Raw genomic sequence first — 24,657 nt, 5'->3', positions numbered from 1 at the left:
ACGGCGAGGCGTTGTCCGCCGAGCCACTGACCGTGTCCCGGGTCGCCGCGGACGCCGGGACGCCCGGGCGGCGAGCCACCCGGGCGTCTCCTCAGAGCAGTGTGTATACGCTGTCGCTGACCTTGTCCTGCCGCGGCGGGCGGGTGCCTTTGAACCAGCTGACCCACGCCTCCGGCAGGGCCTCCCGATCGATGACGAAGTCGTCGAGCACGAGGCAGTCGATGTCGGAGCGCAGGAAGCACAGCAGCGCGTCGACCGGCGTGTGCACGATGGGTTCACCGCGCAGGTTGAACGACGTGTTCAGCAGCAGCGGGCAGCCCGTGCGGTCGGCGAACGTGCTGATGAGCCGGTAGAAGCGGCCGTTCCGCTCGTCCACGGTCTGCACCCGGGCCGACCTGTCGACGTGCGTGATGGCCGGCAACGCCAGCGGCGAGATCACCTCACACGTCTCCAGCATGAAGGGTGACGCGTGGTCGAGCTTGAAGTGCTCGCTCGCGCGCTCGGCCAGCACCGCCGGGGCGAAGGGGCGGAATCCCTCGCGCATCTTCACCGAGGCGTTGATCCGGTCGCGAGTGCCTTCGCCGCGCGGGTCGGCCAGGATCGACCGGCTGCCGAGCGCGCGGGGCCCGAACTCCTCACGGCCGTGGTACCAGCCGATGACCTTGCCGGTCTGCAGCCGGTCCGTCACGGCCGCCAGCAGACCCGGCTCGTCGTCGCGGAAGTCGAGGAACGCCGTGCCGGGACGGGCGCCCAGTACCTTGGCGATCTCGTTCGGCGGCGTCACGGACCCGAGCAGCGCCGACCGCTGGCGGCCCTGCGCCGGGCGTTCGCCGGTGAGCCGCTGGTGCGCGACGGCGGCACAGCCGAGGCTGCCGCCGGCGTCGCCCGCGGCCGGTTGGACGAACACCTGCGCGAAGGGTCCCTCCTCGACGACGCGCCGCACGGCGACGACGTTCAGAGCCACGCCGCCGGCCATGCAGAGGTTGCTGCTGCCGGTGTCGCGATGCGCGCGGTCCACCATGCGCAGCATCACTTCCTCGGTGACGAGCTGGATGCTGCGGGCGAGGTCGCAGTGCACCTCGTCGATGGTGGACTCGGGAACCCGTGGTGGGACGCCGATCAGGTCCCGGAAGCGCTCGCCCAGCATGCCGGCCGGATTCTGGAAGTCGAAGTATTCCAGGGCGAGGGTGAACGTACCGTTGTCCGCGACGGTGACGAGCTGCCGCAACCGGTCCGCGAAGCGCGGCTTGCCGTACGGCGCCAGACCCATCACCTTGTACTCGCCCTCGTTGACCTCGAAGCCGAGATAGCCGGTGACCGCGCTGTAGAGAAGGCCGAGCGAGTGCGGGAACTCCACCTGGTCGTAGAGCTCCAGCGACGCCCCGCGCCCGGCGCCCCAGGTCGTCGTGGCCCACTCCCCCACCGCGTCGACGGTCAGCACGGCACTGTCGTCGAATCCTGAGTAGTAGTACGCGCTGGCCGCGTGCGACAGGTGGTGGTCGACGACCTCGATCCGGCCCTCCCAGCCCAGCAGGTCGCGCAGCTCGCGGCGGGGTCGGTCGGCGTCCAACCGGAACAGCGCCGGGGCGCTGGAGTCCGGGAAGTCGGGCAGCCCCGCCCACAGCTGCCGGTGCAGCTTTTTCACCGGGTCCTCGTAGTAGGCGACGCAGTCCACGTCGGTGATGCGCAGGCCGGCCTGGCGCAGGCAGTCTAGGACCGCGTGCCGGGGCAGGGCCGGGTCCTGCTTGCGCCGGGTGTAGCGCTCCTCGTGGGAGGCCGCCACGAGGCGTCCGCCGACCAGAAGCGCGGCAGCCGAGTCGTGGAAGTGTGCGGAGACACCGAGGACGACCGGGCCGTCCCGGTGGGTGCCGGCGGCGCTCATCGGGGCGTGTGGGGTTCGGCCATGGCGACGGCGATCTTGCGGTCACCCGTGTACGGCTCCCGGGCGTGGCTCGCCAGCATGTTGTCCACCACCAGGACGTCGTCACGCTGCCAGTCGAACCGGAGCTTCGCGTCCTCGTAACACTTGCGGAGGTGGTCCACGACGTCGTCCGGGATGCGGCCGCCGTCGCCGTAGTAGGTGTTCGTGGGCAGGTTCTCCTCGCCGAAGAGCGCGAGCAGGCCTTCCCGGACGTCCTCCGGCAGCGTCGAGGCATGGAAGAAGGTGATGTGGTTGAACCACACCGTCTGCCCGGTACGCGGATGCCGGTGCACCGCATCCCGCACCGCACGGGTACGCAGCCCTTCCGTGCCCTGCCATTCGGCGCTCAGCCCGTGCGCGCGGCAGTACGCCTCGACATCGTCACGGCCGGCGGCCTGGAACACGGTGCGCCACGGCACGCCGAAGTTCGGGTGGTAGTTGCGCACCAGGCTCCAGCGCCGGCGCTCGAACTCCTCCCGCACCGACGGGTCGATCGCCTGCCAGATCCGCCGCGTGTCGGCGAGCGGGGTCGAGCCCAGCGTCGCCGGGGGCCGCACGCAGTAGAAGTACAGCGTCATCGGCCAGGAGTCCTGGTAGGAGCACTCGTTGTGGAGGAAGATCTCCTCCTCGGCCGGGTGGTCGGTGGAGGTGTAGACGTTGCCCTCGATGGCCGTACGGGGCGAGGACGCTTCTGTGTAGGTGAGGGTCGCGCCGGACAGGGCTTCGACGGTGGACTGCAGGCCCGTCACGCCGCCCACGTCGAAGCCACGGAAGAGCAGGGCGCCGTGGGTGTCGAGCGCGGCCCGCAGGCGGTCGCGCTCCCGCCCGAGACGTCCGACGAGGTCGGTGTCCGGGCCCGCGGGGACCACCAGGGGAAGGGACGTGGGCTCCGTCATGCTGGTATCTCTTTCTTGGGTACGGAGATCGGATCGAGGAAGAACGCATCCGCGTCGGAGAAGGGCCGCAGATCCGTGGCCCACACGGCGCCGGCGTCGTACTCGGCGAAGAAGGGCCGTCCGACGAGACCGGGATCGCGGGCCTGGAGGTAGCGCAACGCCAGGGCCCGCTGCTGACCGAGCCGGGCGACGCCGTCGACCACGATCTTGCCGGGGCCGGTTGACATGGAAGGGCCGCGTACCGTGCGGGCGAGCCCGCTGACCGAGGACACGGCCTCGCGGTAGATCTCCCAGGCCCGGACCAACGGCACCTCGAAGTAGTGCCGCGGGCCGGTGTCACGCTCGACGAACATGTAGTAGGGAACGGCCTCGAGCGCCACGCTGCGGGTCCACAGCTCCCGCCACACCGGCGCGCTGTCGTTGATGCTCCTGACGATCGGTGCCTGGGTCCGGATGACCGCGCCGGCGGACCGTGCACGCTCCACCGCCCGGCGCACCTTGCCGGGCCGAAGCTCCGCCGGGTGCGTGACGTGGGCCATGACCGCCAGGTGCTTGCCGGCGGCCCGGATCTGCTCGAACAGGCGCAGCAGGTCGTCCGCGTCACGGTCGTCGGTGAACCGGGCCGGCCAGTAGGTCAGCGCCTTGGTGCCGATCCGGATCGTCCGTATGTGCTCGAGCTCAGGGTGCAGGAACGGCTCCACCGCGCGGCGCAGCGCCGCGGTGGACATGATGAGGGGGTCGCCGCCGGTGACGAGGATGTCCGTGACGGCGGTGTGGTGACGCAGGTACGCGTGCAGGTCTGCGGCGTCCTCGCTGTCGGCCGCGATCTTCAGGTCCGGGATGCCGACGAACTGCGCCCATCGGAAGCAGTAGGTGCAGTACGCGTGGCACGTCTGTCCCTGCCGCGGGAAGTAGAGCAGGGTCTCCCGGTACTTGTGCTGCACACCGGTGAGTGCCCGGCCGTTCCAGCGTGCGAGGTTCTCGTCGGTCTGCCCGGCCGGGTGGGCGTTCATGCTCGCCTGGATCTGCCGTACGGCCGCGGTCAGGGTGGCCCGGTCCGCACCGCGGCGCAGCAGCTCGGAGATCGTCTTGAGCTCGTCGGGGGCGAGCATGTCGGGCTGCGGGAAGGTGAGCCGGAAGATCGGGTCGTCGGGGATCCGCGACCAGTCGATCAGCTCGTCGACGACGTACTCGTTGGTCTTGAACGGCAGCACCTCGGCGACCGCCCGGGTGAGCAGCTTGGTCTCGTCGTCCGCACCGTACCGGTCCAGCAGGGTGCCGAGGTGCCGCGCGGTGAGGGCGCGGAACCGACGGGGTGAATCGTCGATCACGCGTCCGCCCCTCCCGATCCCGGTCCGTCGGCGGTCGGCTCCCGGACGGCCGCGGCGATGGCGGCGGCACCCGCCTCGTGCAGCAGGGTGAAGTGGTCGGTGGCGGCGACCGTTCGCAGCTCGATCTCGGCGCCGAGCGCCTCGGCCCAGCCCAGCGTGGCCGACGTGCCCTCGGGCCGCTCCTGGTCGGCGGCCCGGACGAGGACGACCCGGGTGTCGCCCAGCGAGGTCCGGCGGAGCCGGTAACCGGTCAGGGCGGTGGCGTTCGCGTCGAAGACCTCGAACCGGCGGCGCATCTGGTCGGCCTCGTCGTTCGCCGGTCGTTCGCCGAGCAGCACTGCGGTGTCCACGTTCTCCCCCGTCATCCGCTGCAGGTCCCGGGCGAACGACGCCGCCCGCGCCGGACCGGGCTGCGCGAAGTGCTCGAACGCCCTCGAGCCGGGCGCGTAACTGTCCAGGAGCAGCAGCAGCGCGGTCGGTGCTCCCTCGAAGGAGAGCTGCCGGGCCATCTCGTACGCGACGACGCCGCCCATCGACCACCCGCCGAGGTGGTACGGCCCCTGCGGCTGCAGCCGCAGGACCTCGTGCAGGTAGGCCGCCGCCATCTCCTGCACCGAGGTGTAGCGGGGACCACCTTGCAGCCCGGGGGCGCGTACGCCGACGACGGTGAACTCGGGCGGGACCGCCGCAGCGAGGGCGCGGTAGCACAGGGCCTCGCCCCCGATGGGGTGCACGAGAAACAGCAGCGGCCCGCCAGGGCGACCGGGCCGCAGGGTCAGCAGCACGTCGCTGGCGTGGTCGGTGGTCACGGCCGTCAATTCCCTGACCCGGCCGGCGAGCCCGTCGACCGTGGGGGTCTCGAGCAGCTGGCGCAGGGAGAGCGTGATGCCGTGCTGCTTGCGGAGCCGCGTGATGAGGATGGTGGCCAGCAGGGAGTGGCCGCCCACCGCGAAGAAGTCGTCGTTCACCCCGAACTTCTCGTGTCCGAGCAGCTGCGCCCAGGTCTGCCAGACGGCGGTCTCGATCTCGTCGCGCGGTCCGACATGCTGTGCCGGCGCCGGGGCCTCGGCCCCGGCGGTGAGCGACGCGCGGTCGAGCTTGCCGTTGGGCAGCAGAGTGAACCGGTCGAGGAAGAGGAACAGGGCCGGTACGAGCGCGAGCGGCAGGCGCTCGCGCGCGTACTGCCGCAGGGTTTCCGTGGTGACGGTGGAACCGGCTGACCGGACGACATAGGCGATGAGCTGCACGCCGTCGGCGCTCTTCTCGGCGTCCACGTAGGCCTGCCGGACGTCGGGATGGGCGGCCAGCAGCCGGGAGATCTCGGCCGGGTGCACGCGCACGCCCCGCACCTTGAGCAGATCGTCCTTGCGTCCCTCGACCAGGATCCCGCCGCCCGCCTCGACCGTCGCCAGGTCGCCGGTGCGGTAGACGAGGTCGTCGTCGTCCCCGGTGAGCGGATTGGGGCGGAACACCGAGGTGGCGGGCGTGTCACCCAGGTAGCCGAGAGTCCGGTACGGGGTCCGGATGACGATCTCGCCGCGCTCCCCCGGCTGGCACGGGTCGCCGGACTCGCCGATCACCACGACCTGTGCCCCGGGCTGGGCCGCGCCCACCGGCACCGGACCGGCGGGCGCCGGCGCGGGCACCCGGTAGCTGGTCTTGATCATGGTGGTCTCGGTCGGGCCGTAGAAGTTCACGACCTCCGCCGCGGGATCGAGCAACCGGCTGCGCAGCTCGTTCACCAGCTCGCCGGAAAGCGGCTCGCCGGCGAGGCAGAGCAGCCGCAGGGCGGTCGGCCGGGGCCCGTCGGCGTCGGCCTCCCGCAGCCAGGAGGCGGCCACGCTGGGCGTCGTGTGCACGATCGTGACCCGCTCGCGTACCAGCCACTGCAGGGTGAGCCGGGTGTCGTCGAGGATGTCCGCCGGCGGCAGGCACAGGGTCGCCCCCACGGTGAGCGGGACGAAGACGTCGCGCAGGACCGCGTCGAAGGACAGCGTCGTGAACTGGGCGACCCGGTCGTGCGGGCCGACCCCGAACTCGCGGGTCTCCCACGCGATGAAGTGGTCGAGCCCGCGGTGGGCGCCCACCACCGCCTTCGCCTCGCCGGTGGTGCCGGAGGTGAAGAAGATGTACGCCGGGTCCTGCGGCCGGATCGCCGGCAGATCCACGACCGGCTGCGGTACGGAGGCCAGCGCCCCGAACGACACATCGTCCGGTCCGTCGCCCGGCCCCGCCCGCAGCACCCGTTCCACCCCGGCGCGCTCGATCATGAACTGCCGGCGGGGTCCGGGCAACGCCTCGTCGAGCAGCAGCGGCACGGTTCCGCTGCTCAGGGCGGCGATGAGGCAGGCCACGGTGTCGGGCGTCTTGCCGCCGACGATGCCGACGCGGGTACCGGACGTCATCCGGGCCATCGCGCCGGAAACCGCCGCCGCGAGGTCCCGGTAGGTCACCTCCCCACCGGTCCAGGAGACGGCGACGGCCTCGGGCGTGGCGGCCGCCTGGCGGCGGAACGACTCGCCGACGCCGGGGAACTGCTCGGCGGCCAGCTTGCGCGCGAACGGGTGGTCACCGTGACGAAGGCGGCTCAGGGGTACGCCCGGGTCGGCCACAGCGAAACGCAGCAGCGCGACCAGCCGGGCGCCGAGGGCGTCGACGAGCTCCGGCTGCAGCGCGTCGGCGTCGTACTCGAGGTCCAGGAGGGCACCCTGGTCGCCGGGCCGCACCACGACGGTCAGGTCGAACTTGGCCGTGGGTGCGGCACCGGCCCCGTCGCCGAGCGTGGCGACCACGTCGACCGGGATCAGCACGCCGTGCTCCCGGGGTGTCTCCTCCTGCGGAGGGGTGCGCAGCATGACGGAGAACAGCGGGCGCCGGTTGCCGCCGCGAGCCGCGGACACCGCCTCCACCACCTGGGCGTACGAGGCTTCCTGGTGGGCCGCGGCACCGACCAGCGTATTCCGCACCCGGTCCAGCAGCTGCTCGAACGTCGGATCGCCGGACAGGTCGAAGCGGTAGGCGTGGGTGCGGACGAAGAACCCGACGACGTCCTCCAGCTCCTGGCGGTCGCGGCCGGCGTTGTCGCTGCCGAGAACCACGGTGTCCTGCGCCGCGGTGCGGGACAGGACGGCAGCCAGCGCGGCCATCATCGCCATGTACGGGGTGGCCCCGGTGCGCCGGCAGAGGCCGGCGAGCAGTCCCCAGAGTTCGGCGTCCACCTGCCGGCGCAGGACACGCAGGACGTGTGGCCGGTCCCCGGGTACCGGACGGCCCCGGGGCAGATCGAGCTCGGGCGCGCCGGCCAGCATGTCGCGCCAGAACGCCAGGTCGGCCTCGGCACGGTCGGCGGCCGTACGGGCTACTCGCCAGGACACGTAGTCGCCGAACTGCAGGGGCCGCCCGCCGGGCTGCGGCGTGCCGGTGAGCAGAGCGTCGGCCTCCGCGGTGAGCCGGCTCCAGGAGATGCCGTCGCAGCACAGGTGGTGGATGGTCAGCCCGACGAACTGCTCCCGGTCGCCGGCCCGCACGACGCGTACCCGCACCGGCGGCCCGGCGACGAGGTCGAACGGCTCGGCCGAGGACGCCTGCAGCGCCGCGATCGCGGCGGCGCGGTCCGCGGCCGGAGGCAGTTCGGCGAAGTCGACGCCGGCCGGCGCCACCGACTGCACCGGCCGGCCCTCCTCTTCGGCGAACCGCAGCCGAAGGGCCTCATGCCGCTCACACACCGTCTGGAACGCGGCGTGGACCGATGCCGCGGCGACCTCGCCGGCGAGGCGGAAGATTCCGGCCATGTTGTAGGCCGAGCTGTCCGGCTCCAGCTGCTGCAGGAACCACAGTCCTTCCTGCTCCGGAGAGAGCGGCTGCCGTTCCTCCCGGGCCACCGGGACGATCTCCGGCTCCGCGGTGCCGGCGGCATCGCGGATCGCCGCATCGACGGCCGCCGCCAGGGTGGCGACCGTGGGCGACTGGAAGAGGGCCTGGAGGTTCAGGTCGGCCTCGAAGGTCCGGCGCACCCGGGCCAGGATTCTGGCCAGCATCAGCGAGTGGCCGCCGAGCTCGAAGAAGTTGGCGTGCCGGGAGGTGATGTCCTTCTTGAAGACCTCCGACCACACCTGCGCGACCCGTCGCTCCGTCTCGCTCCACTGTGCGACGTCGTCGTGCGCCTCCGTCTGAGGCGCCTCGGCCTCCGGACGGGGTAGCGCCGTCCGGTCGAGCTTGCCGTGGCTCGTGAGCGGAAGCCGGTCGAGGAAGACCACGGCAGCCGGCACCATGGCGCTCGATCCGTGCTGGGTCACGTACTGGCGGATCGTCATCGCGTCCGGGCCTCCGCCCGCTGCGGTCACCACGTAGGCGATCAGCGCCGGCTCGTCGCCGTCGCCGACCACCACGGCGGCGTCGCGGACCCCGGGCAGGCGGCTGATCAGGGCGGCCACCTCGGCGGGATGCACGCGTACGCCCAGGACCTTGATCTGGTCGTCGACCCGGCCGTGGATCTCGAGGTCTCCGTGCGGACCGAAGCGGCCCAGATCGCCGGTGCGCTGCACCAGATCCGTGGGGTCGTCCGGGTTCAGGGGATTCACCTCGAACAGGGGCGCGGCGTCCGGGGCCGGCCGCCATTCGCCACGGGTGAGGAAGGGTGTACGGATGAGCACCTCGCCGGGCTCGCCGGGGCCGCAGCGCCGGCCGCGTTTGTTCACCACGAGCAGCTCGGCGCCGTCGATCGCCGTGCCGACCGGCAGGACACCGGGCGCGACGTCCTCCGCGGGCACCGGGTACCAGGACTTGAGGATGGTCGCCTCGGTGGTGCCGTACAGGTTCACGAACCGGGTGTCCGCGCCGCGGACCGCCTGCCGCCAGCGCGACACGAGGCTGCCGCGCAGCGGTTCACCGGAGAGGCAGATCAGGCGCAACGCCGGGAGCTCGGTGCCCGCCGGCATCTCCGCGAGCAGCGCGGCGAGCACGCTGGGCACCGTCTGCACGACGGTCACCGCATCGGTGCCCAGCCAGCGGGCCACCTCGGCGACGTCCACGAAGGGGCGGTCGGTGGGCGGCAGGCAGACCGTCGCGCCGCCGATCAGCGCCGGGAAGATGTCCTTGAAGACGGCGTCGAAGGTCAGGGCCGCCATCTGGGCGACCCGGTCGCCGTCGCCGATGTGCAGGGCGCGCTGTTCCCAGGCGCAGAAATTCGCGAGAGCGCCGTGCCACCCGAGCACGCCGCGCGGCTCACCGGTGGTGCCGGAGGTGAAGCACAGGTACGCCGGTGCGCCGGCATCGAGCTCCGCGAGGAGCCGCGGCTGATCGCCGCCGGACCGCTCGAGGTCCGCCGGCCGGACCTGGGCGTCACCCGGGGAACCAGTCGTGTCGATCACAAGGCGGGGCTCAGCGCGGTCCAGCACCGCCCGCGCGCGTCCCTCGCTCTGCGCGGCGTCGAGCATGGTGAGGACCGCTCCGGAGCGCAGGACACCGAGCATCGTCACGACGGTGTCGAGGGAGCGGCCACCGCGGACGGCCACCACGTCGCCGGCGGAGACACCGGCGGCGAGGACGCCCCGGGCGACGGCGTCGGCGCGCTCCATCATCCGGGCGTACGTGCACGACTCGGTGCCACGGCGCAGCGCGATCGCGTCGGGCAGCCGGGCGGCGGTGGCCGCGATCATCGCCGGGACGGTGGCCGTACCGGATCGGCCGAACTCGGTCATCTCTTCGATTCCAATCACAGGCGGAACGGTGTGCCGGACGACCGGCGGCGTTACAGCGGGATCTCGTCGACGTACGCGGTGGCGTCGCCGACGGCTGAGGACAGGAAGGAAGCCAGTTGCCGGGCCATGAGGGCGGCTCTTTCCGCCGAGATGCGGCCCTGCGCGTACACCAGCCGCGCCTCGTACGCGGCGCCCCGCGGGAAGACCTCGAACTTCAGGTCGTAGTGCGTGTGCCGGGGCGGGAACTGCTGCACGCCGAGCGTCCGGCCCTCCTCCGTCACCTGCCACGACGGCAGGTCCTGGAAGACGAACAGGTTCTGGAACAGCGGCAGCCGGCCGGCGCCCCGGTCACCGGTGACCTCAGCGACGATCCGCTCGATGGGCACCACGCTGTGCCGCTGTCCGTCGAGCACGCAGGTGCGGGCCTGCTCGAGCAGCTCGGCGAAGGTCGCGTCCTCGGCGACCTCGAGCCGCTGCGGCACCGTCGTCACGAAGTAGCCGGCCATCGCGGCGGTCCACGCGGGGACCCGGTTCGCCATCGGCGTTCCCACGACGACGACCTCCTGGCCGGCGATCCGGGACAGCCACGAGACGTACCCGGCGAGCAGCGCCATGAACTCCGTCACCTTGTGGCGGCGGCACAGCTGCTGGAGCCGGGGCACGAAGCCGGCGGCGAAGGCGACGTCGACCGCGGCGGCGGCCGCGCTCAGCGAGTCGGCACGGGGGCGGTCGACCGGCAGCGACAGCGAGTCCGGGGTGGCGGCGAGCGCGTCGCGCCAGTGCCGCAGCGCCGCCTCCACGGCCCGCGCGTGGCGGGCCGTGCCCTCCTCGGAGCGCTGCCAGGCCGCGTGGTCGACGATCTGCGGGGCGTCCTGCGGGCCGGCGTCGCCCCGCAGGCCGGCCGCCAGGTCTTCGAGCACGACCGACCACGACCAGCCGTCCGCGACGATCTGGTGCACCACCATCACCAGCAGGTGGTCGTCCGGCGCGAAGCTCAGGGCGCGGGCTCGCAGCGGGGGCCCAGCCGCCAGGTCGAACGGCGCGTACGCCGTTGCCTCGATCGCCTCCCGGGCCGCGGCGGCGCGCGCCTTCTCGTCGAGTCCGCTGTGCAGCGACCACATCAGCTCGGGAATGTCCGAGCCGACCACGGCCTGGGGCATCCCGTCGTCAGCGGTGTACGTGGTACGCAGCACCTCGTGCCGCCGTACCAGAGCTCTGAACGCCCGGGCGACGGCTTCACGGTCCACACCGGTGAACCGGATGCCGGTGGGGGCGCTCATGGCCGTACTGTCCGGCTCCAGTTGTTGCAGGAACCAGAGTCGTTCCTGGTAGCGGTTCAACGGCAGCTTGCCGCCCCGGGCGAGCCCGACCGGGGCCGCCTCCGCAGAGGCCGCGCCCGCGATCAGCTCCCGCAGCCCGTTCAGGGTGGGTGCGGCGAAGAAGTCGGCCGCGGACACCTCGGCGCCCAGGCGGTCGGCGACCTCGCCGACGAGCCGCAGCGCGGTCAGGGAGGTGCCCCCGGCGTCGAAGAAGTCGGGGTGCGGGGAGCCGAGAACCTCCTGCCACAGCCGCTCCACCGGCTCCAGGTCGTCCCGGCCACCGCCTTCCAGGGCGTCCGCGTGCCGCTGCTCCACCAGCCGGCGCAGGTGGGCGATGTCGGCCTTGCCGTGCGCCGTCGTAGGGATCTCGGCCACGGTGGTCAGGCTCGCGGGTATCGCCGTCGGCGGCAGCAGGGCCCGCAGCTCGTCTCGCCACCGCTCGAGCGGCGCGGTACCCGCCGGCACGACGACAGCATCCATCCGCGACAGTCCCGCGGCGTCCGTACGGGTGATCACCACGGCGTCATCGACGGCGGGTAAGGCGGTGAGCGCGGCCTCGACCTCGCCCAGCTCGATGCGTACGCCGGAAATCTTCACCTGGCGGTCGTTGCGCCCGTGGTACAGGTAGGCCCCGTCGGCCCGGCGGCTGGCGAGGTCGCCCGTACGGTACATGCGACGGCCGGGATCGTCCGGGCAGGCCACGAAGCGGTCGGCGGTGAGGTCCGGGCGGTTCAGGTAGCCGCGCGCCACCCCCTTGCCGGCGATACACAGCTCGCCGGTCTTCCCCGGCGGCGGCTCCGAGCCGCTCTCGTCGAGCAGGTACAGGTCGATGCCGGTGATGGGATGCCCGATGGGAACCGGCAGGGACGCGGGTGCGCCGGGCCGGCACTGCCAGTGCGTGACGTCGACGGCGGCTTCCGTGGGCCCGTAGAGGTTGTGCAGCTCCGCCTCGGGCAGCTTGGCGAAGAAGCGCTGCGCGAGGTCCCCGCTCAACGCCTCGCCGCTTGCCATGACGTATCGCAACCGCGGGCAGTCGCCGGGCTGCACGTAGCGGAGGAACTCGGCGAGCATGCTGGGCACGAAGTGGGTGACCGTCACCTGACGGTCCCGCAGGAAACGGGCGAGACCGGCCGGGTCGCGATGTGCTCCTGGAGCCGCGAAGGTCAGCTCGGCTCCGGTCATCAAGGGCCAGAGCAGCTCCCAGACCGAGACGTCGAACGTGTACGGCGTCTTCTGGGCCACGACGTCGCCGGGCCCGATGCCGAACCGCTCCTGCATCCAGGTCAGCCGGTTGACGATCGCCGCGTGCTCGATCATCACGCCCTTGGGCCGGCCGGTCGATCCCGAGGTGTAGATCACATAGGCGAGGTTCTGCGCGGACGCAGCGTCCGGGGCCTTCCCGTCCGGCCGTGCCGCGCCCGTCGCCGGCGAGGCGCACGTCACACCCGGGCAGAGGCCCGCGACGGTGTCGGGGTGGTCCGCGAGCACGACGGCGGGCCGGGCGTCCTCGATCACCTGCCGCAGCCGGTTCGGCGGATCGGTGGTCGCCAGCGGCAGGTAGGCGCCGCCGGCGCGGAGCACTGCGACCACCGCTACCGCCATGTCGACGGAACGTTCCAGGTGCAGGGCGACGACGGTATCGGGGCCGACTCCGGCGGCGGCGAGCCTCAGCGCCAGCTCGGCCGACCGTTCGTCCAGCTCCCGGTACGTCAGGGCGGTGCGGTCGTCGGACACAGCCCGCAGCCCGGGTGTCCGGGCGCACTGCTCGAGGACCAGTCCGCCCACCGTCACCGGGGCCGCTTCCCGGATCGTGTCCAGCCCAGCGCTGACTCCGTGCACGCCTTCAACCCCCGTCACTCGGCGCCAACGGGGTGCCACAGTACCCGAGACATCGTCGACCCTGATCAATCAGCCGTCACGACGTTCGTGAATGCGGTCGCGTTGCCGCCAGTGATCAGCGGCTGTTAACCTCCGAAACCGCCATTGGTCGAGCTCGGGGGGAAGACCATGTGTGGGCTGACCGGCTACATCGGATCGCGGCGTGATCCGCAGACCGATCGCGCCCTGCTCAGGCAGATGAACGGCGCGATCCAGCACCGCGGTCCGGACTCGCTGGGCCTCCACGTCGAGCACGGCACGGCGTTCGGGTTCTCCCGGTTGGCGATCAACGATCTGGCCGCCGGTGACCAGCCGATGTACGGTGAACGCGGGCAGATCGTCGCCATGACCACCGGCGAGATCTACAACCATCGCGAGCTGCGCAGCATGCTCATCGCCCGCGGGCATCGGCTGCGCACCCAGTGCGACGCCGAGGTCGTTCCGCACCTCTACGAGGAGTTCGGCCGGGACTTCGTGACGCACCTGGACGGACAGTTCGCCCTGGTGCTCTACGACCACGACGAGCGGCTGTTCATCGGCGCCCGCGACCATTTCGGGGTCACGCCGCTGTTCTACGCGTACGAGAACGGCGAGCTCATCTTCGGCTCCGAGATCAAGTCGATACTGGAGCACCCGGCGGTGCGCCGCGAGGTCGACCTCGTCGGGCTGGACCAGGTGCTCACCCTGCCCGGCCTGGTCAGCCCGCGCACGATGTTCCGGGGCATCCGCAGCGTGCCGCCCGGGACCGCGGTCGAGTTCCGCGCGGGTGAGCCCCCGAAGGAGTGGACCTACTGGGACCTCGTCTATCCCCGGGCGGACGCCACGGTGGAGCCCCACGACGAGTCCTACTACACCGACCGCCTCGAAGAGCTGCTGATCCGCGCCGTGGAGAAGCGGCTGATGTCCGACGTCCCGGTCGGCCTCTACCTCAGCGGCGGGCTCGACTCCGCGCTGGTCGGTGCGATCATGCGGCACCTGCGCCCGGACGCGGAGATCGCCTCGTTCGCCGCCGCCTTCTCCGAGCGCGAGATCTCGGAGGTCGAGCACCAGCGGACGATGAGCCGCGCCCTGCGGACCCGCCACCACGAGCGGTTCGTCCACGGTGAGGAGATCGCCGCCCGGCTCCCCCAGGTCATCCGGCACACCGAATGCCCGCTCAAGGAGTCCTTCGACTCGGCGGCTCACGCTCTCTCGGAGACGGTACGCGACCAGGGCGTCAAGGTCGTCCTCACCGGTCAGGGCGCCGACGAGCTGTTCGGCGGCTACATCGGCTACCGGTTCGACCAGGTCCGGCGTACCGGGCAGGCCGGCGGCAACCCCGTGGACCTGGAGGAGGCACGCCTACGGGCCCGCCTCTGGGGCGACGAGAACTTCTTCTACGAGCGCAACGACGCGAGCTTCGGGGCCACGAAGGCGGCACTCTACTCGGCCCAGGTACGCCGGCGGCAACGGGAGATCGACTGCCTGAACCATCCGCTCGTCGACCGCGAGCGCCTCGTCGGCCTGCACGACCTGCACCGGCGCTCGTATCTGGATCTGAAGCTGCGGCTCGGCGACCACCTGCTCGGTGACCACGGCGACCGGATGGCCTTCGCGCACTCGGTGGAATCCCGGCACCCGTTCCTGGACCGCGAGCTGGTGGAGTTCGTCGCCACCATCCCGCCCGAGCTGAAGCTCCGGGGCCTGCAGGAGAAGTACCTGCTCAAGCAGGTGGCCCGCAACTGGATCCCGCGCAGCATCGTGGAGCGGGAGAAGTTCGGCTTCACCGCTCCGGGAAGCCCGCACCTGCTGCGTCAGCGTGATCCCGCCGTGGATGCCCTGCTCGACCGCGACCGCATCGAGGCCGACGGTTACTTCGATCCCGATCGCGTCGAGCAACTGGTGCGTCAGTACGCGGAGCCGGGGTTCCGCATCAACGTGCCGTTCGAGACGGACCTGCTGATGACCGTGATCACCTTCAACCTGCTGGTCGATCGTTACGAGCTGCCGCCGTACCGCGGCTGACCCGTCCGCTTGTGCCGCCCCGCCGGACCGGCGGAGTTGATCGATCCTGTTCTCCGGGGGGAAAGACATTGCAGAACGACCCATCAGCTCGGCGATCCGTCGAGGGTCTCAGCCGGTTCCTCTCCGGTCCCGAGGGAACACTGGCGCTGGCCCGGATGCAGGTCCTGCACCTGCCGGCGGCGCAGTCCGCCGATGTCCCGGTGCCCCGGCCCCGCGACGACCGGGTCGGTGTGTGGCGCCGCTCGGGTGACACGCTGGTCCGGGATGCGGATCTGCGGCAGGAATGGCGCTACTGGGCCGATCTCGACCAGATCTTCCTGGATGGTTCGCGGCGGCGCGTGGCGGTCGTCGGCGAGTCGGCGACCCGCGGCTACTTCTTCGACCCGGCCCACTCGGTCGCCGGCCTGATCGGCACGGTTCTCGGCGACGGCATCGATGTGCTCGACCTGGCCCGCACCAACTGCTCCCTCGAGCAGCTGCTGCAGGCGGTCGCCGACGCCACGAAGCTGGGCATCGACGCGCTGGTGGTGCACGCCGGCAACAACTGGAACAACGTGGTGCCGTATCCGCGCGAGGCTCAGCACCTCGCGGAGCTGCTCAGGCAGGAAGGTTTCCCGGCGGCGATGCGGGCCTTCCGCCGGCTGGTCGCCGACGTCGGTGCCTCCGCCCTCGAGGTGGTCCGCAAACTGACCGGTGACATTCCGGTCGTGCTGGTGGTGCCCGAGTTCAACCTGGCCGGTTGGGTCGAGGAGGAGAGCCTCGCCTGTCCCGCTCTCCCCGGCACCCAGCGCCCGCAGTGGCTGGCGCTGCGCCGCCGGGCCGAGGCCGCGATCGCCGTGGCGGACCGGTCCGCCACGGCGGACCTGGTCGCGCGGATGATCGAGCTGGACGGCGGTGCCAGCCCCGTCTCCCAGCGCCTGCTCGCCGAGGCGGCACCCGACGAGGCGACCCGGATCGCGGCGCTCGAGGCTTCCCGCGACGCGGTTGTCAGCCCGTTCACCCTGCACTCGCCGCGGACGCTCACCTCGGTGCAGCAGGCGATGCGTACGCTCGGAGCCGAGCTGGGATTCCACGTCGTGGATCAGACCGAGCTGTTCCGCACCGACGGCACCGCGCCCGGCCCGCGGTTCTTCCTCGACTACTGCCACCTCACCTTCGAGGGCCTCCGGCTGACCGCAGCCGCCGTCGCGGACGCCCTGGCCGGAGTTCTCGCTCTGCCCGCGAGCGGCGGGGACCCTGCGGCGGAGCCCGAGCCGCACACCATCGCGCTGGCGCACTTCCTCGCGGCCATCCACAACGCACACTACGGTCAGCCGGCGGACGTCCTGCGGCATCACGTACGCGCGGCACTCGACGCCGACAGCTCCGTGGCCGAGCGGGTCAAGGACTACCTCGACTACCAGACCCGGCTGGCCCCCAACTGGATGTGCGCCAGCTACGAACGGTCCGCGCAGGTGCCGGCCTTCCGCCGCTACATGGTCGTCGGGGACGGCCGGCTCAACGGCAAGCTGGCGGACCATCTGCTGCGCGACATCATGCTCGAGGAGCTGAGCCGGGTCGGGCACGATGTGCGCGACAGCTACGAGCAGCTCCTGATCGCCGAGCACGCCGGGAGCACGGATCTGCTCGCCGACGCATACCTCGCCGCGACCTTCGCCGAGCGGGCCGAGGCGGGCGTCGGACCCCGTACGGCGTACCTGCGTGCAGGCTCGGAGCGGACATCGTCCACCTTCGTGCTGGCGGAACCGGTCGCCGTGCTCGTACGCGTGACCTGGCGGCTGCCTGCGAGCGTACCGTCCTCCTCGGCGGAGGTGACGGTGACCGTCAACGGTCAGCAGGTGCGCACCGCGGAGCTCGGCGCCGTTTGGCGTACGGACGACATCGTGGTCGATGCCGGCCTGATGCGCCGGGGGCTCAACACGATCGCGATCCACTGGCCGGTCGACGCGGAGGACGCCGGTGTGCCGGCGGCTGCGGCCGCTGCCCGGCTGGAGTGCGGCGAGATGCCGGAAAGCCGTCCGGTCCACGGACATGTCCACGCCTGGACCGTGGAGCCGGTGTCCGCCTGAGTCCGCCCGTACCGCCGTTCTTCGAGATAGGAGTCACCGTGCGTTTCGGCGTCATGTTCTTCGCCACGACCGGCGTCGATCCCCAGCAGGCGTGCCGGACGGTCCTGGAGGTGAGCCGCCTCGCCGACCGTCACGGCCTCGATGCCGTCTGGACGCCCGAACGCCACTTCGACGAGTTCGGGGGCATCTTCCCCAACCCCGCGCTCACCAGCGCCGCCCTCGCGACCGCGACCGAGCGGGTCCAGCTACGGGCCGGCAGCCTCATCTCGCCGTTGCATGACACGGTCCGCCTGGCCGAGGAATGGTCCGTGGTCGACAACTGGTCCGGCGGCCGGGCCGCGGTGTCGTTCGGGTCGGGGTGGAACGCCAACGACTTCGTGCTGGCCCCGGACAGCTACGAGAACCGCCACCAGGTGATGCTGGAGCAGATCGCCCTCGTCCGCAGACTGTGGGCGGGCGAGGAGGTGGAGTTGCCGAACGGCGCGGGCAAGCCCTTCGCCGTACGGCTCTACCCGGCACCGGTGCAGAAGGAGCTGCCCGTCTGGCTCACGTCCTCCGGCAACCCGCGGACGTTCCGGGCGGCCGGTGAGCTGGGCGCCAACGTGCTGACCCACCTCATCGGGCAGACGCCGGAGGAGCTCGCCGACAAGATCCGCGTCTATCGCGAGGCGCGGCGGGAGCACGGCTTCGATCCCGGTAGCGGCACTGTGTCGCTCATGCTGCACACCCACCTGCACGAGTCGGCCGAGCAGGCGGAAGCCACGAGCCGGGGGCCGTTCCGCGAGTACCTGCGCTCGGCCGTCAAGCTCGAGCTCAAGGCCGCCCAGGGCGGCGGCGCCATCAGCGGCGGCCACGCACTACCCGAGGACGAGATCCCCGCCGACCTGATGGAGGAACTGCTCGATGCGACGTACGAGCGTTACCTGCACAACGGGTCTCTCATCGGGTCCCCGGACTCCTGCCGGCCGATGGTCGAGCGCGTCGCCCGCGCCGGCGTCGACGACATCGCCTGCCTGGTCGACTTCGGCGTACCGGCGGATCTCATCCCCGCGACCGTCCCGCTGATCGGCGAGCTTGCCGGCAGCCGCGGAGCGACCCGTGGCCGTTGAGCCGGGCACCTCCGTCTGGTCGCGGTTGCGGGGGGTCATGCTGCTGGAGCGGCGCGAGACGCGGCTGCTGCTGGCGAGCGTCACCGCCGACTCGTTCGGCACCGGCATCTTCACCGCTACCTCGGTGCTCTACTTCACGCAGGTTCGCGGCTTCGGCGTCGCCTCCGTCGGGCTCGCGATCTCGCTCGGCAGCCTCTGCGCGTTCGTCCTCGGCCCCCGCATCGGCGCCCTCGCCGACCGGTGGAGCCCGAAGAAGTGCCTCATCGCGCTCTTCATCGTCCGCGCCGCGGGCTACGCCCTGTATCTGCAGGCCGAGAAGTACTGGATCTTCGCCGTGCTGACCTGTTTGGTCACCACGGCCGACCGGGCGAGCCCGGCGATCAACCAGACGTTGATCGGGCTGGTCTTCGGCACCAAGGACCGCGCGACGGTCCTGGGCACGGTCTTCTCCGCCCGCAACGGCGCCATCGTCCTCGGCTCCCTCGCGGCCACCGCCCCGGTCGTCACCGGCTCCGACGCGCTGTACATGGTCGGCATCGGCATCAACGCGGTCTCGTTCCTCGTGAGCGCGCTGCTCGTGGCCCGGCTGGACGTACCGGCCCTGCCGCCGGAGCCGGCGGGCGCGGCGAAGCCCGCCATCGGCTCGGGCAAGCCCCTGCGTGACGGCAAGTACCTGGTCATCACCCTGGTCAACGGCGTGGCACTGACGCACAACACGATCCTGTCGCTGGTGCTGCCGCTGTGGATCACTCAGGCCACCCGGTCACCCGCCTGGGGACTGACCGCCCTGCTCGCCCTCAACGGCGCGCTCGCCATGGCGAGCCAGATCCCGGTCAACCGCAGGTTCGCCGAGTTCTCCTCGGCGCTGCACGCTTCGGCGCTGGGCGGCGCGGCGATCGCCGTGGCGTGCCTCGCGTACGCGGTGTCGGGGCTGGTGGCGCAGGTGTGGGTAGCGCTGGGCGTCCTCGTCGTCGCCATGCTGGCGCACACCGCCGGCGAGTGCCTCTTCATCGCGAGCACACCGCTCTCCTTCGAGCTGGCGCCCAAGCGGTCCCTCGCCCGGTACCTGTCCTTCTACAACCTGGGCCGGGTGGGTCAGGACCTGATCGGTCCGCTCCTGGTGGTCGCGCCGCTGTTGAAGTACCGTACGCCGCTCTGGATCGTCATCGCGGCCGTCGTGCTGGTCGCCGGGTGCGTACCGTGGCTGATGCTGCGGCACCACCGGCTCGCCCGAGCCGAAGCGGTGCCGCGGTGACCGGACGCTGTCTGGTGGGCGTCCTCGGCGGCATGGGACCGGCGGCCACGGCCGACTTCTTCGCCAAGCTCGTCCGTGCCACTCCGGCGGCCACGGACCAGGAGCACCTCGCGACGCTGGTCTGGTCCGACCCGAGCATCCCGGACCGAACGGACGCACTGCTGGGTACAGGCCCCAGCCCCGTGCCGCGGCTGGTGGAGGGCGTCCACCTGCTGGACCGCGCGGGAGCCACCCTGATCGCCATACCGTGCAGTACGGCCCATGCCTTCCTGCCGGAGCTGCGCCGAGCCACCGCACGGCCCGTGGTCAGCATGGTGGAGGCCACCGTCCAGCGGCTCCGGGCGGCGCACCCGCAGGTAACGACGGTGGGATTGCTGGCCACCACGGGCACCGTGACCACCGGCCTCTACCAGCGCTCGTTCCGGTGGAGCGGCATCGACTGCCTGGTTCCCGCCCCGCCGCAGCAAGAGCGGGTCATGCAGGCGGTGCGCCAGGTGAAGGCCGGTAACATGCAGACGGCAAGCCGTACGCTCGGGCCGCCCGTCGCGGCACTGACCGGTTCCGGAGCCCAGATCCTCGTGGCCGCCTGCACCGAGCTGCCGCTGGTGCTCGGTTCACGGGCGGCGGGCTGCGACGTCTTCGACCCCACGAAGGCACTCGCGGAGGATGTCGTCGTCCTGGCCCGGCGCCAGCAACAGAACAATCTCGACAAGGAGTCCACATGGACAAGCGCGTCTGCCTGATCTCGCCGAAGCCGCCGATGCTGGAACGCACCCGGCGGCTCGGGCTCGATGCGGTCTGTGTCTTCACCCCCGAGGAGATCCGGAAGCTACCCGCCGACGCCTGTCCCGACATGGTCAGCGTGGTCCTCGCCTACCACGAGCACCGAGATCTGCTCGTGAACACCGTACGGGCGCTGCACGAGCAGGCACCCTTCAGCGCCGTCTTCACGGTGCAGGAGGAAGGGGTGATCGCGGCGGCACTGCTCAACGACGCCCTCGGCCTGGGAGGAACCGGCCTCGACACCGTCACCCTGCTCACCGACAAGTGGCGGATGCGCCGGCACCTCGCCGAGCACAGCGCCGACGCAGTCCCGGCGAAGCTCGGCGGCACCCTCGACGACATCACCGCCTTCGGCGCGGCCGTCGGATACCCGATCATCGCCAAGCCGGTGGCCGGCTCGGCGAGCATCGGCATCCAGCGCATCGCGAGCCGTGACGAGGCCGAGGCGGCGTACGCCACCCTCACCGACCTCGGCGTCCGGCGTTTCCTGCTCGAGGAGTACCTCGAGGGTCCCGAGATCAGCGTCGACGCTCTGTCCTTCGACGGCCATCACGTACCGATCGCGATCGCCGAGAAGATCACCGGGACCAACCACGTCGAGTTCGGTCACGTGATCCCGGCACCGCTGGACGGCGACATCGAGGACGCGGTCTGCCGGACGCTCGCCGACTTCCTCGACGCCGTCGGCCTGCGCAACGGCCTGTCGCACACCGAGCTGAAGCTGACCCCCAAGGGTCCGCGCGTCATCGAGGGCCACAACCGCCGCGGCGGCGACCGGATCAACACGATGACCGCCCTCGTCCACGGCATCGACCTGGAGGAGAGCGGGCTCGCCTACGCCGCCGGCGAGCTTCGCCCCCTGACCGCACGCCCCCCGGCCGCCGGCGCCGCGGCGGTCATCTTCTTCGAGGCGGAGCCGGGCCGGCTGATCCGCGTCGACAACGTCGACGAGGTGAAGAACCACCCCGCCGTCAAGGAGTTCCACATCAACTTCGCCGAGGGCGAGCTGATCCCCCGAGTGCGCTGGTCCCTGGACCGCGCGGGCTACCTCGTGGTGGCGGCGTCCAGCGCGGCCGAGGCACGGGCGCTGGCCGAGTCGCTCGCCGCCAGGCTGGTCTTCGTCACCGAGCCGGTGCCGACCGAGGACGACCACACGCGGCAGCACCGGGAGCTGATCGCCGAACTCGATCAGGCGGGCCGGGTGGAGGCCGCCGCCCGATGACTCGCGACCGGCGCCTCCGGTCCTGCCACGGGACCCATCGGCAACCCTCAGCCGGTATGGCGCGCCTTGCCGGGCAGGTCAGGGCAATGTGACGACCTGAGCCGCGTACGAGAGGCCGGCGCCGAAGCCCACGAGCAGTGCGGGACCCGTCGTGCCGGACAGGGCGGCCATTGCCTGGGGGATGGAGGCCGCGCCGGTGTTGCCGTTGGTGGTGATGTCGGTGGCCACCCGGACGTGCGGGCCGAGTCCCAGGGCCTTGGCGGCGACCGAGGTGATGCGCAGGTTGGCCTGGTGGGGGATGAACGCCGCAAGGTCGGCCGCGGAGATGTCCGCCGCGTCCAGCGCACGCCTGGCAACGTCGGGAATGACGGCGGTCGCCCAGCGGAAAACCTCAGGACCGGCCATGCGCAGCATCCCCGCCTCGTCGTAGCGCAGCAGTTCACTCCGAGAGCCGTCGGCGCCCCACACCACCGGCCCGATGCCGCACGTCTGCGCCGGACCGACGACCACCGCGCCCGCGCCGTCGCCGAAAAGGAACGCCGTGCCGCGGTCGCGCTCGTCGATGATGTCGGTCATGCGCTCGGCCCCGACCAGCACGACGTAGCCGGCCGCCCCGCTGCGGATGAGCGCGTCGGCGGTCGCGAGTGCGTACGGGAATCCGGCGCACGCCGCTCCAAGGTCCATCGCTGCGGCCGCGGAGGCGCCCAGCGCGTCGGCCACCAGAGGCGCTGCAGTGGTCGCGCGGCCGCGGTGGGACATCGTCGCCACCAACACGGCCGAGACGTCGTGCGGGTCGACGCCGGCGCCGGCCAGGGCCTTGGAGGAAGCCGCTGCGGCCATCGTGACCAGGTCCTCGTCGGGTGCGGCACGCCGGCGCGACTCGATGCCGCAGCGGCGGCGGATCCATTCGTCGCTCGAGTCGATCAGGGCGGCGATCGACTCGTTGCCCACCTCGGTCCGTGGGCGGTACGTGGCGACGCTCAGGATGCGCGACCCGGGGTGACCGGCGCGGCGTTGCAAAGGGTTGGCCATGGCCAGCAATCCAAGCATGCCCGACTGGGTGCGATCCGATTGCTTTGTTCCTCGCCGGTAACCACCCGGCTCAGCCACTGCTGCCCACGTCCTTCAGTCAGCGGCACAACCCCTGGGAATGCGGGACTCCTGGCATAGTCGAGGCATGCCGTCGATCCTCGTCCGCCGTCCTTCCCCCCGCCTCGCCGAGGGCGAGCTGACTCATCTCGACCGGCGTCCGGTCGACGCAGATCTGGCTTTGCGGCAATGGCAGGGGTACGTGGCCGCGTTCAGCGATCGTGGCTGGCAGGTTGTCGAGGTACAGCCGGCCGACGAGTACCCGGACGGCGTGTTCGTGGAGGACACCGTGGTGGTATTCGGCGATCTTGCGGTGCTCACCTCGCCGGGTGCGCTGTCGCGACGGGGGGAGATCACCAGCACGGCCACGGCCGTACAGGCCTTGGGGCTACGCGTCGCCCGTATCAGTGAGCCGGGCCACCTCGACGGCGGCGACGTACTGGAAGTCGGCGACACGGTGTACGTCGGCCGTAGCACGCGTACCGACGAGGAGGGCGTCCGACAGTTGCAAGAGCTGATCGAACCGCTGGGCCGCCGTCTGGTGCGGGTCCCGGTGAACCGGGCGCTACACCTGAAGTCGGCGGTCACGGCACTGCCTGACGGCACGATCGTCGGGTACGAGCCGCTGCTGGACGATCCCGGCATTTTCGATCGCTTCTTACCCGTACCGGAGGAACTCGGCTCAGCGGTGGTCGTACTGGACGACAAGACTGTGCTCATGTCGGCCGAGGCACCGCGGACGAGCGAGGTGTTCGCGGCACACGGCCTTGACGTCGCGGCGGTGCCGATCAGCGAGTTCGAGAAGCTCGAGGGCTGTGTCACCTGCTTGTCGGTGCGGGTTCGCGCAACCTGAGGGCCAAGGCACCCGCACGAGCCGCACATCGATCCCTGATCTTCGATGTTGACATCAATGTCGGCCGCTGGCAGGGTCGGCTGTGGATCAAGGCCGATCCATCGTCCATCCACGGGGGAGAGCGATGAGCAAGTCTCGTATGCGTATGGTGGCAGCCCTGGCGGCCACGGCCGTCGCCGGTGGCGTCTTCGGCGCCGCAGCGCCCGCCCAGGCCGCGTCCGGCAAGTGGGAGTACTGGTCCTGGTACGAGTACAAGTCGACATGCGACGAGGTGGGCCGGCAGGTGGTCAACCGGAGCTCTACGGACCACGACACCGCCTGGCGGTGCGACCGGGACGCGCCGGGCTACAAGTTGTTCGTCTACCACACGTCCTGACCGGTAGTACGGCGTCGGCACCGCGGCGGCAGGGCCATCCAGCTCGGACGGCCCTGCCGGCCGGCCGGATGATGTGAGCGTGATCCGTCGCTACGAGTGGGACGCACTGTCGAAATTGCTGCCGTCGACAACATCACCCCTGAGCTTCGCCAACGCACCGCCCGTTACCGGACGCGATGCCGTGCTGGAACAGATGGCGGCCCTGTTCGGCAGGCCGCCTTACCCAACCCATAGTCGATGTAGGTATAGAACGCGCTCACGTTGACGATTGGCGCGACATCGCGACGAAGGCGACAGAGAACACCGCCAGGATAAGGCCGACCACGACGTAGGCTAGGGACACCGGTGACCGCGGACCGGCGCCGAAACGGCGACGCGCGGGTCACTTCTCATCGAAGAACCGAAGATCCGACGGTTCACGCAGGAGATCTTCGAGGATCACGTTGCCCCGCACGTTGTACGGCTGCCGCATGTGCTCGTCCCACGCTGCGCGGGACCGGAACATTTCGAGCATCACCCAGGTGCTGGGGTCGTCCTGCGGCTGCACCAGGTGCATGAACACACATCCAGGCTCAGTAAGGCTGTTCCGGCGCATGGACTGCAGCTGTTCTTCGGCTTCCCGCAGCCGATCCAGCCGCGGCTTGATGGTTACCACCAGGAAAAAGGCTCGGTCCCGGTCGCTCACAGGTGCCCCACCCCCTGCCGATGACCCTCGAACCTTCAGCCTAAGCCCGGCCCGGCCCGTAGGCCACTAACAGGGCGGATTCAACTGGTCGTCGCAACACCTCGTGATGGTGGAGGTGTTCGATGGCACGTCGTCAGCAGCAGGCGGATCGGGCGTTGCGGCCGGCGA

15 protein-coding genes are annotated in these 24,657 nt (G+C 71.2%); 8 read left to right on the top strand and 7 right to left on the bottom strand.

Annotated features, from left to right (window positions below; all coding sequences use genetic code 11):
- Positions 1 to 91: 91 nt before the first annotated feature.
- From AB0J80_RS31870 to AB0J80_RS31850, 5 genes are read right to left on the bottom strand one after another with little or no spacing between them, the layout of a single operon-like run.
- Entirely contained in the window at positions 92 to 1,882 is a 1,791-nt protein-coding gene (locus AB0J80_RS31870) for a carbamoyltransferase N-terminal domain-containing protein (RefSeq protein ID WP_364712399.1), read from the bottom strand.
- Entirely contained in the window at positions 1,879 to 2,817 is a 939-nt protein-coding gene (locus AB0J80_RS31865) for a TauD/TfdA family dioxygenase (RefSeq protein WP_364712397.1), read from the bottom strand. Before AB0J80_RS31865 ends, AB0J80_RS31870 begins: the two co-directional genes overlap by 4 nt.
- Positions 2,814 to 4,148 carry a lysine 2,3-aminomutase gene (locus tag AB0J80_RS31860; RefSeq protein ID WP_364712394.1) on the bottom strand — a complete coding sequence of 445 codons (1,335 nt, stop codon included), beginning with the start codon at positions 4,146 to 4,148 and terminating at the stop codon, positions 2,814 to 2,816. Before AB0J80_RS31860 ends, AB0J80_RS31865 begins: the two co-directional genes overlap by 4 nt.
- Positions 4,145 to 9,865, bottom strand: coding sequence for an AMP-binding protein (locus AB0J80_RS31855; RefSeq protein ID WP_364712391.1), 5,721 nt, complete (start codon positions 9,863 to 9,865; stop codon positions 4,145 to 4,147). The genes AB0J80_RS31860 and AB0J80_RS31855 overlap by 4 nt, the downstream gene beginning before the upstream one ends.
- A gap of 32 nt (positions 9,866 to 9,897) precedes the next feature.
- Positions 9,898 to 13,005, bottom strand: coding sequence for an amino acid adenylation domain-containing protein (locus tag AB0J80_RS31850; RefSeq protein ID WP_364712388.1), 3,108 nt, complete (start codon positions 13,003 to 13,005; stop codon positions 9,898 to 9,900).
- 168 nt (positions 13,006 to 13,173) lie between these two features.
- Here AB0J80_RS31850 and asnB point away from each other — a divergent pair, with 168 nt between their 5' ends.
- The 6 genes from asnB to AB0J80_RS31820 all read left to right on the top strand — a co-directional run bounded on the left by asnB (position 13,174) and on the right by AB0J80_RS31820 (position 21,486).
- The gene (gene asnB, locus AB0J80_RS31845) at positions 13,174 to 15,048 is read left to right on the top strand and encodes an asparagine synthase (glutamine-hydrolyzing) (protein ID WP_364712385.1); all 1,875 of its coding nucleotides are present in this window, start codon (positions 13,174 to 13,176) and stop codon (positions 15,046 to 15,048) included.
- A 68-nt stretch (positions 15,049 to 15,116) separates the two neighbouring features.
- On the top strand, positions 15,117 to 17,117 hold the full coding sequence (locus AB0J80_RS31840; RefSeq protein WP_364712383.1) for a hypothetical protein: 2,001 nt from the start codon (positions 15,117 to 15,119) through the stop codon (positions 17,115 to 17,117).
- Positions 17,118 to 17,155: 38 nt separating this feature from the next.
- Positions 17,156 to 18,226, top strand: a complete 1,071-nt coding sequence (locus AB0J80_RS31835) for a MupA/Atu3671 family FMN-dependent luciferase-like monooxygenase (protein ID WP_364712380.1) — start codon at positions 17,156 to 17,158, stop codon at positions 18,224 to 18,226.
- The gene (locus tag AB0J80_RS31830; RefSeq protein WP_364712377.1) at positions 18,216 to 19,481 is read left to right on the top strand and encodes an MFS transporter; all 1,266 of its coding nucleotides are present in this window, start codon (positions 18,216 to 18,218) and stop codon (positions 19,479 to 19,481) included. Before AB0J80_RS31835 ends, AB0J80_RS31830 begins: the two co-directional genes overlap by 11 nt.
- On the top strand, positions 19,478 to 20,224 hold the full coding sequence (locus tag AB0J80_RS31825; RefSeq protein WP_364712374.1) for an amino acid racemase: 747 nt from the start codon (positions 19,478 to 19,480) through the stop codon (positions 20,222 to 20,224). The genes AB0J80_RS31830 and AB0J80_RS31825 overlap by 4 nt, the downstream gene beginning before the upstream one ends.
- The gene (locus AB0J80_RS31820) at positions 20,203 to 21,486 is read left to right on the top strand and encodes an ATP-grasp domain-containing protein (RefSeq protein WP_364712372.1); all 1,284 of its coding nucleotides are present in this window, start codon (positions 20,203 to 20,205) and stop codon (positions 21,484 to 21,486) included. The genes AB0J80_RS31825 and AB0J80_RS31820 overlap by 22 nt, the downstream gene beginning before the upstream one ends.
- A 78-nt stretch (positions 21,487 to 21,564) precedes the next feature.
- Here AB0J80_RS31820 and AB0J80_RS31815 read toward each other — a convergent pair whose 3' ends face one another.
- Entirely contained in the window at positions 21,565 to 22,536 is a 972-nt protein-coding gene (locus AB0J80_RS31815) for a beta-ketoacyl-ACP synthase 3 (RefSeq protein ID WP_364712369.1), read from the bottom strand.
- A 127-nt stretch (positions 22,537 to 22,663) separates the two neighbouring features.
- Between AB0J80_RS31815 and ddaH the strand changes: the two genes are divergently transcribed.
- Both ddaH and AB0J80_RS31805 read left to right on the top strand, forming a co-directional pair.
- Complete coding sequence (ddaH, locus tag AB0J80_RS31810) at positions 22,664 to 23,428, top strand: dimethylargininase (protein WP_364712366.1); 765 nt, start codon at positions 22,664 to 22,666, stop codon at positions 23,426 to 23,428.
- Between the two features lie 124 nt (positions 23,429 to 23,552).
- Entirely contained in the window at positions 23,553 to 23,804 is a 252-nt protein-coding gene (locus AB0J80_RS31805; RefSeq protein ID WP_364712363.1) for a hypothetical protein, read from the top strand.
- A 382-nt stretch (positions 23,805 to 24,186) separates the two neighbouring features.
- On the opposite strand, the gene AB0J80_RS31800 is transcribed toward AB0J80_RS31805, so the two are convergent.
- Positions 24,187 to 24,489: an antibiotic biosynthesis monooxygenase family protein gene (locus tag AB0J80_RS31800; RefSeq protein ID WP_364712360.1), complete on the bottom strand. Its 303-nt coding sequence runs from the start codon at positions 24,487 to 24,489 to the stop codon at positions 24,187 to 24,189.
- Between the last annotated feature and the right edge of the window lie 168 nt (positions 24,490 to 24,657).

The organism is Actinoplanes sp. NPDC049548, from assembly GCF_040676695.1.
In the GTDB taxonomy this organism is placed as follows: domain Bacteria; phylum Actinomycetota; class Actinomycetes; order Mycobacteriales; family Micromonosporaceae; genus Actinoplanes.
This window is presented reverse-complemented; position numbering and strand designations above follow the sequence as displayed.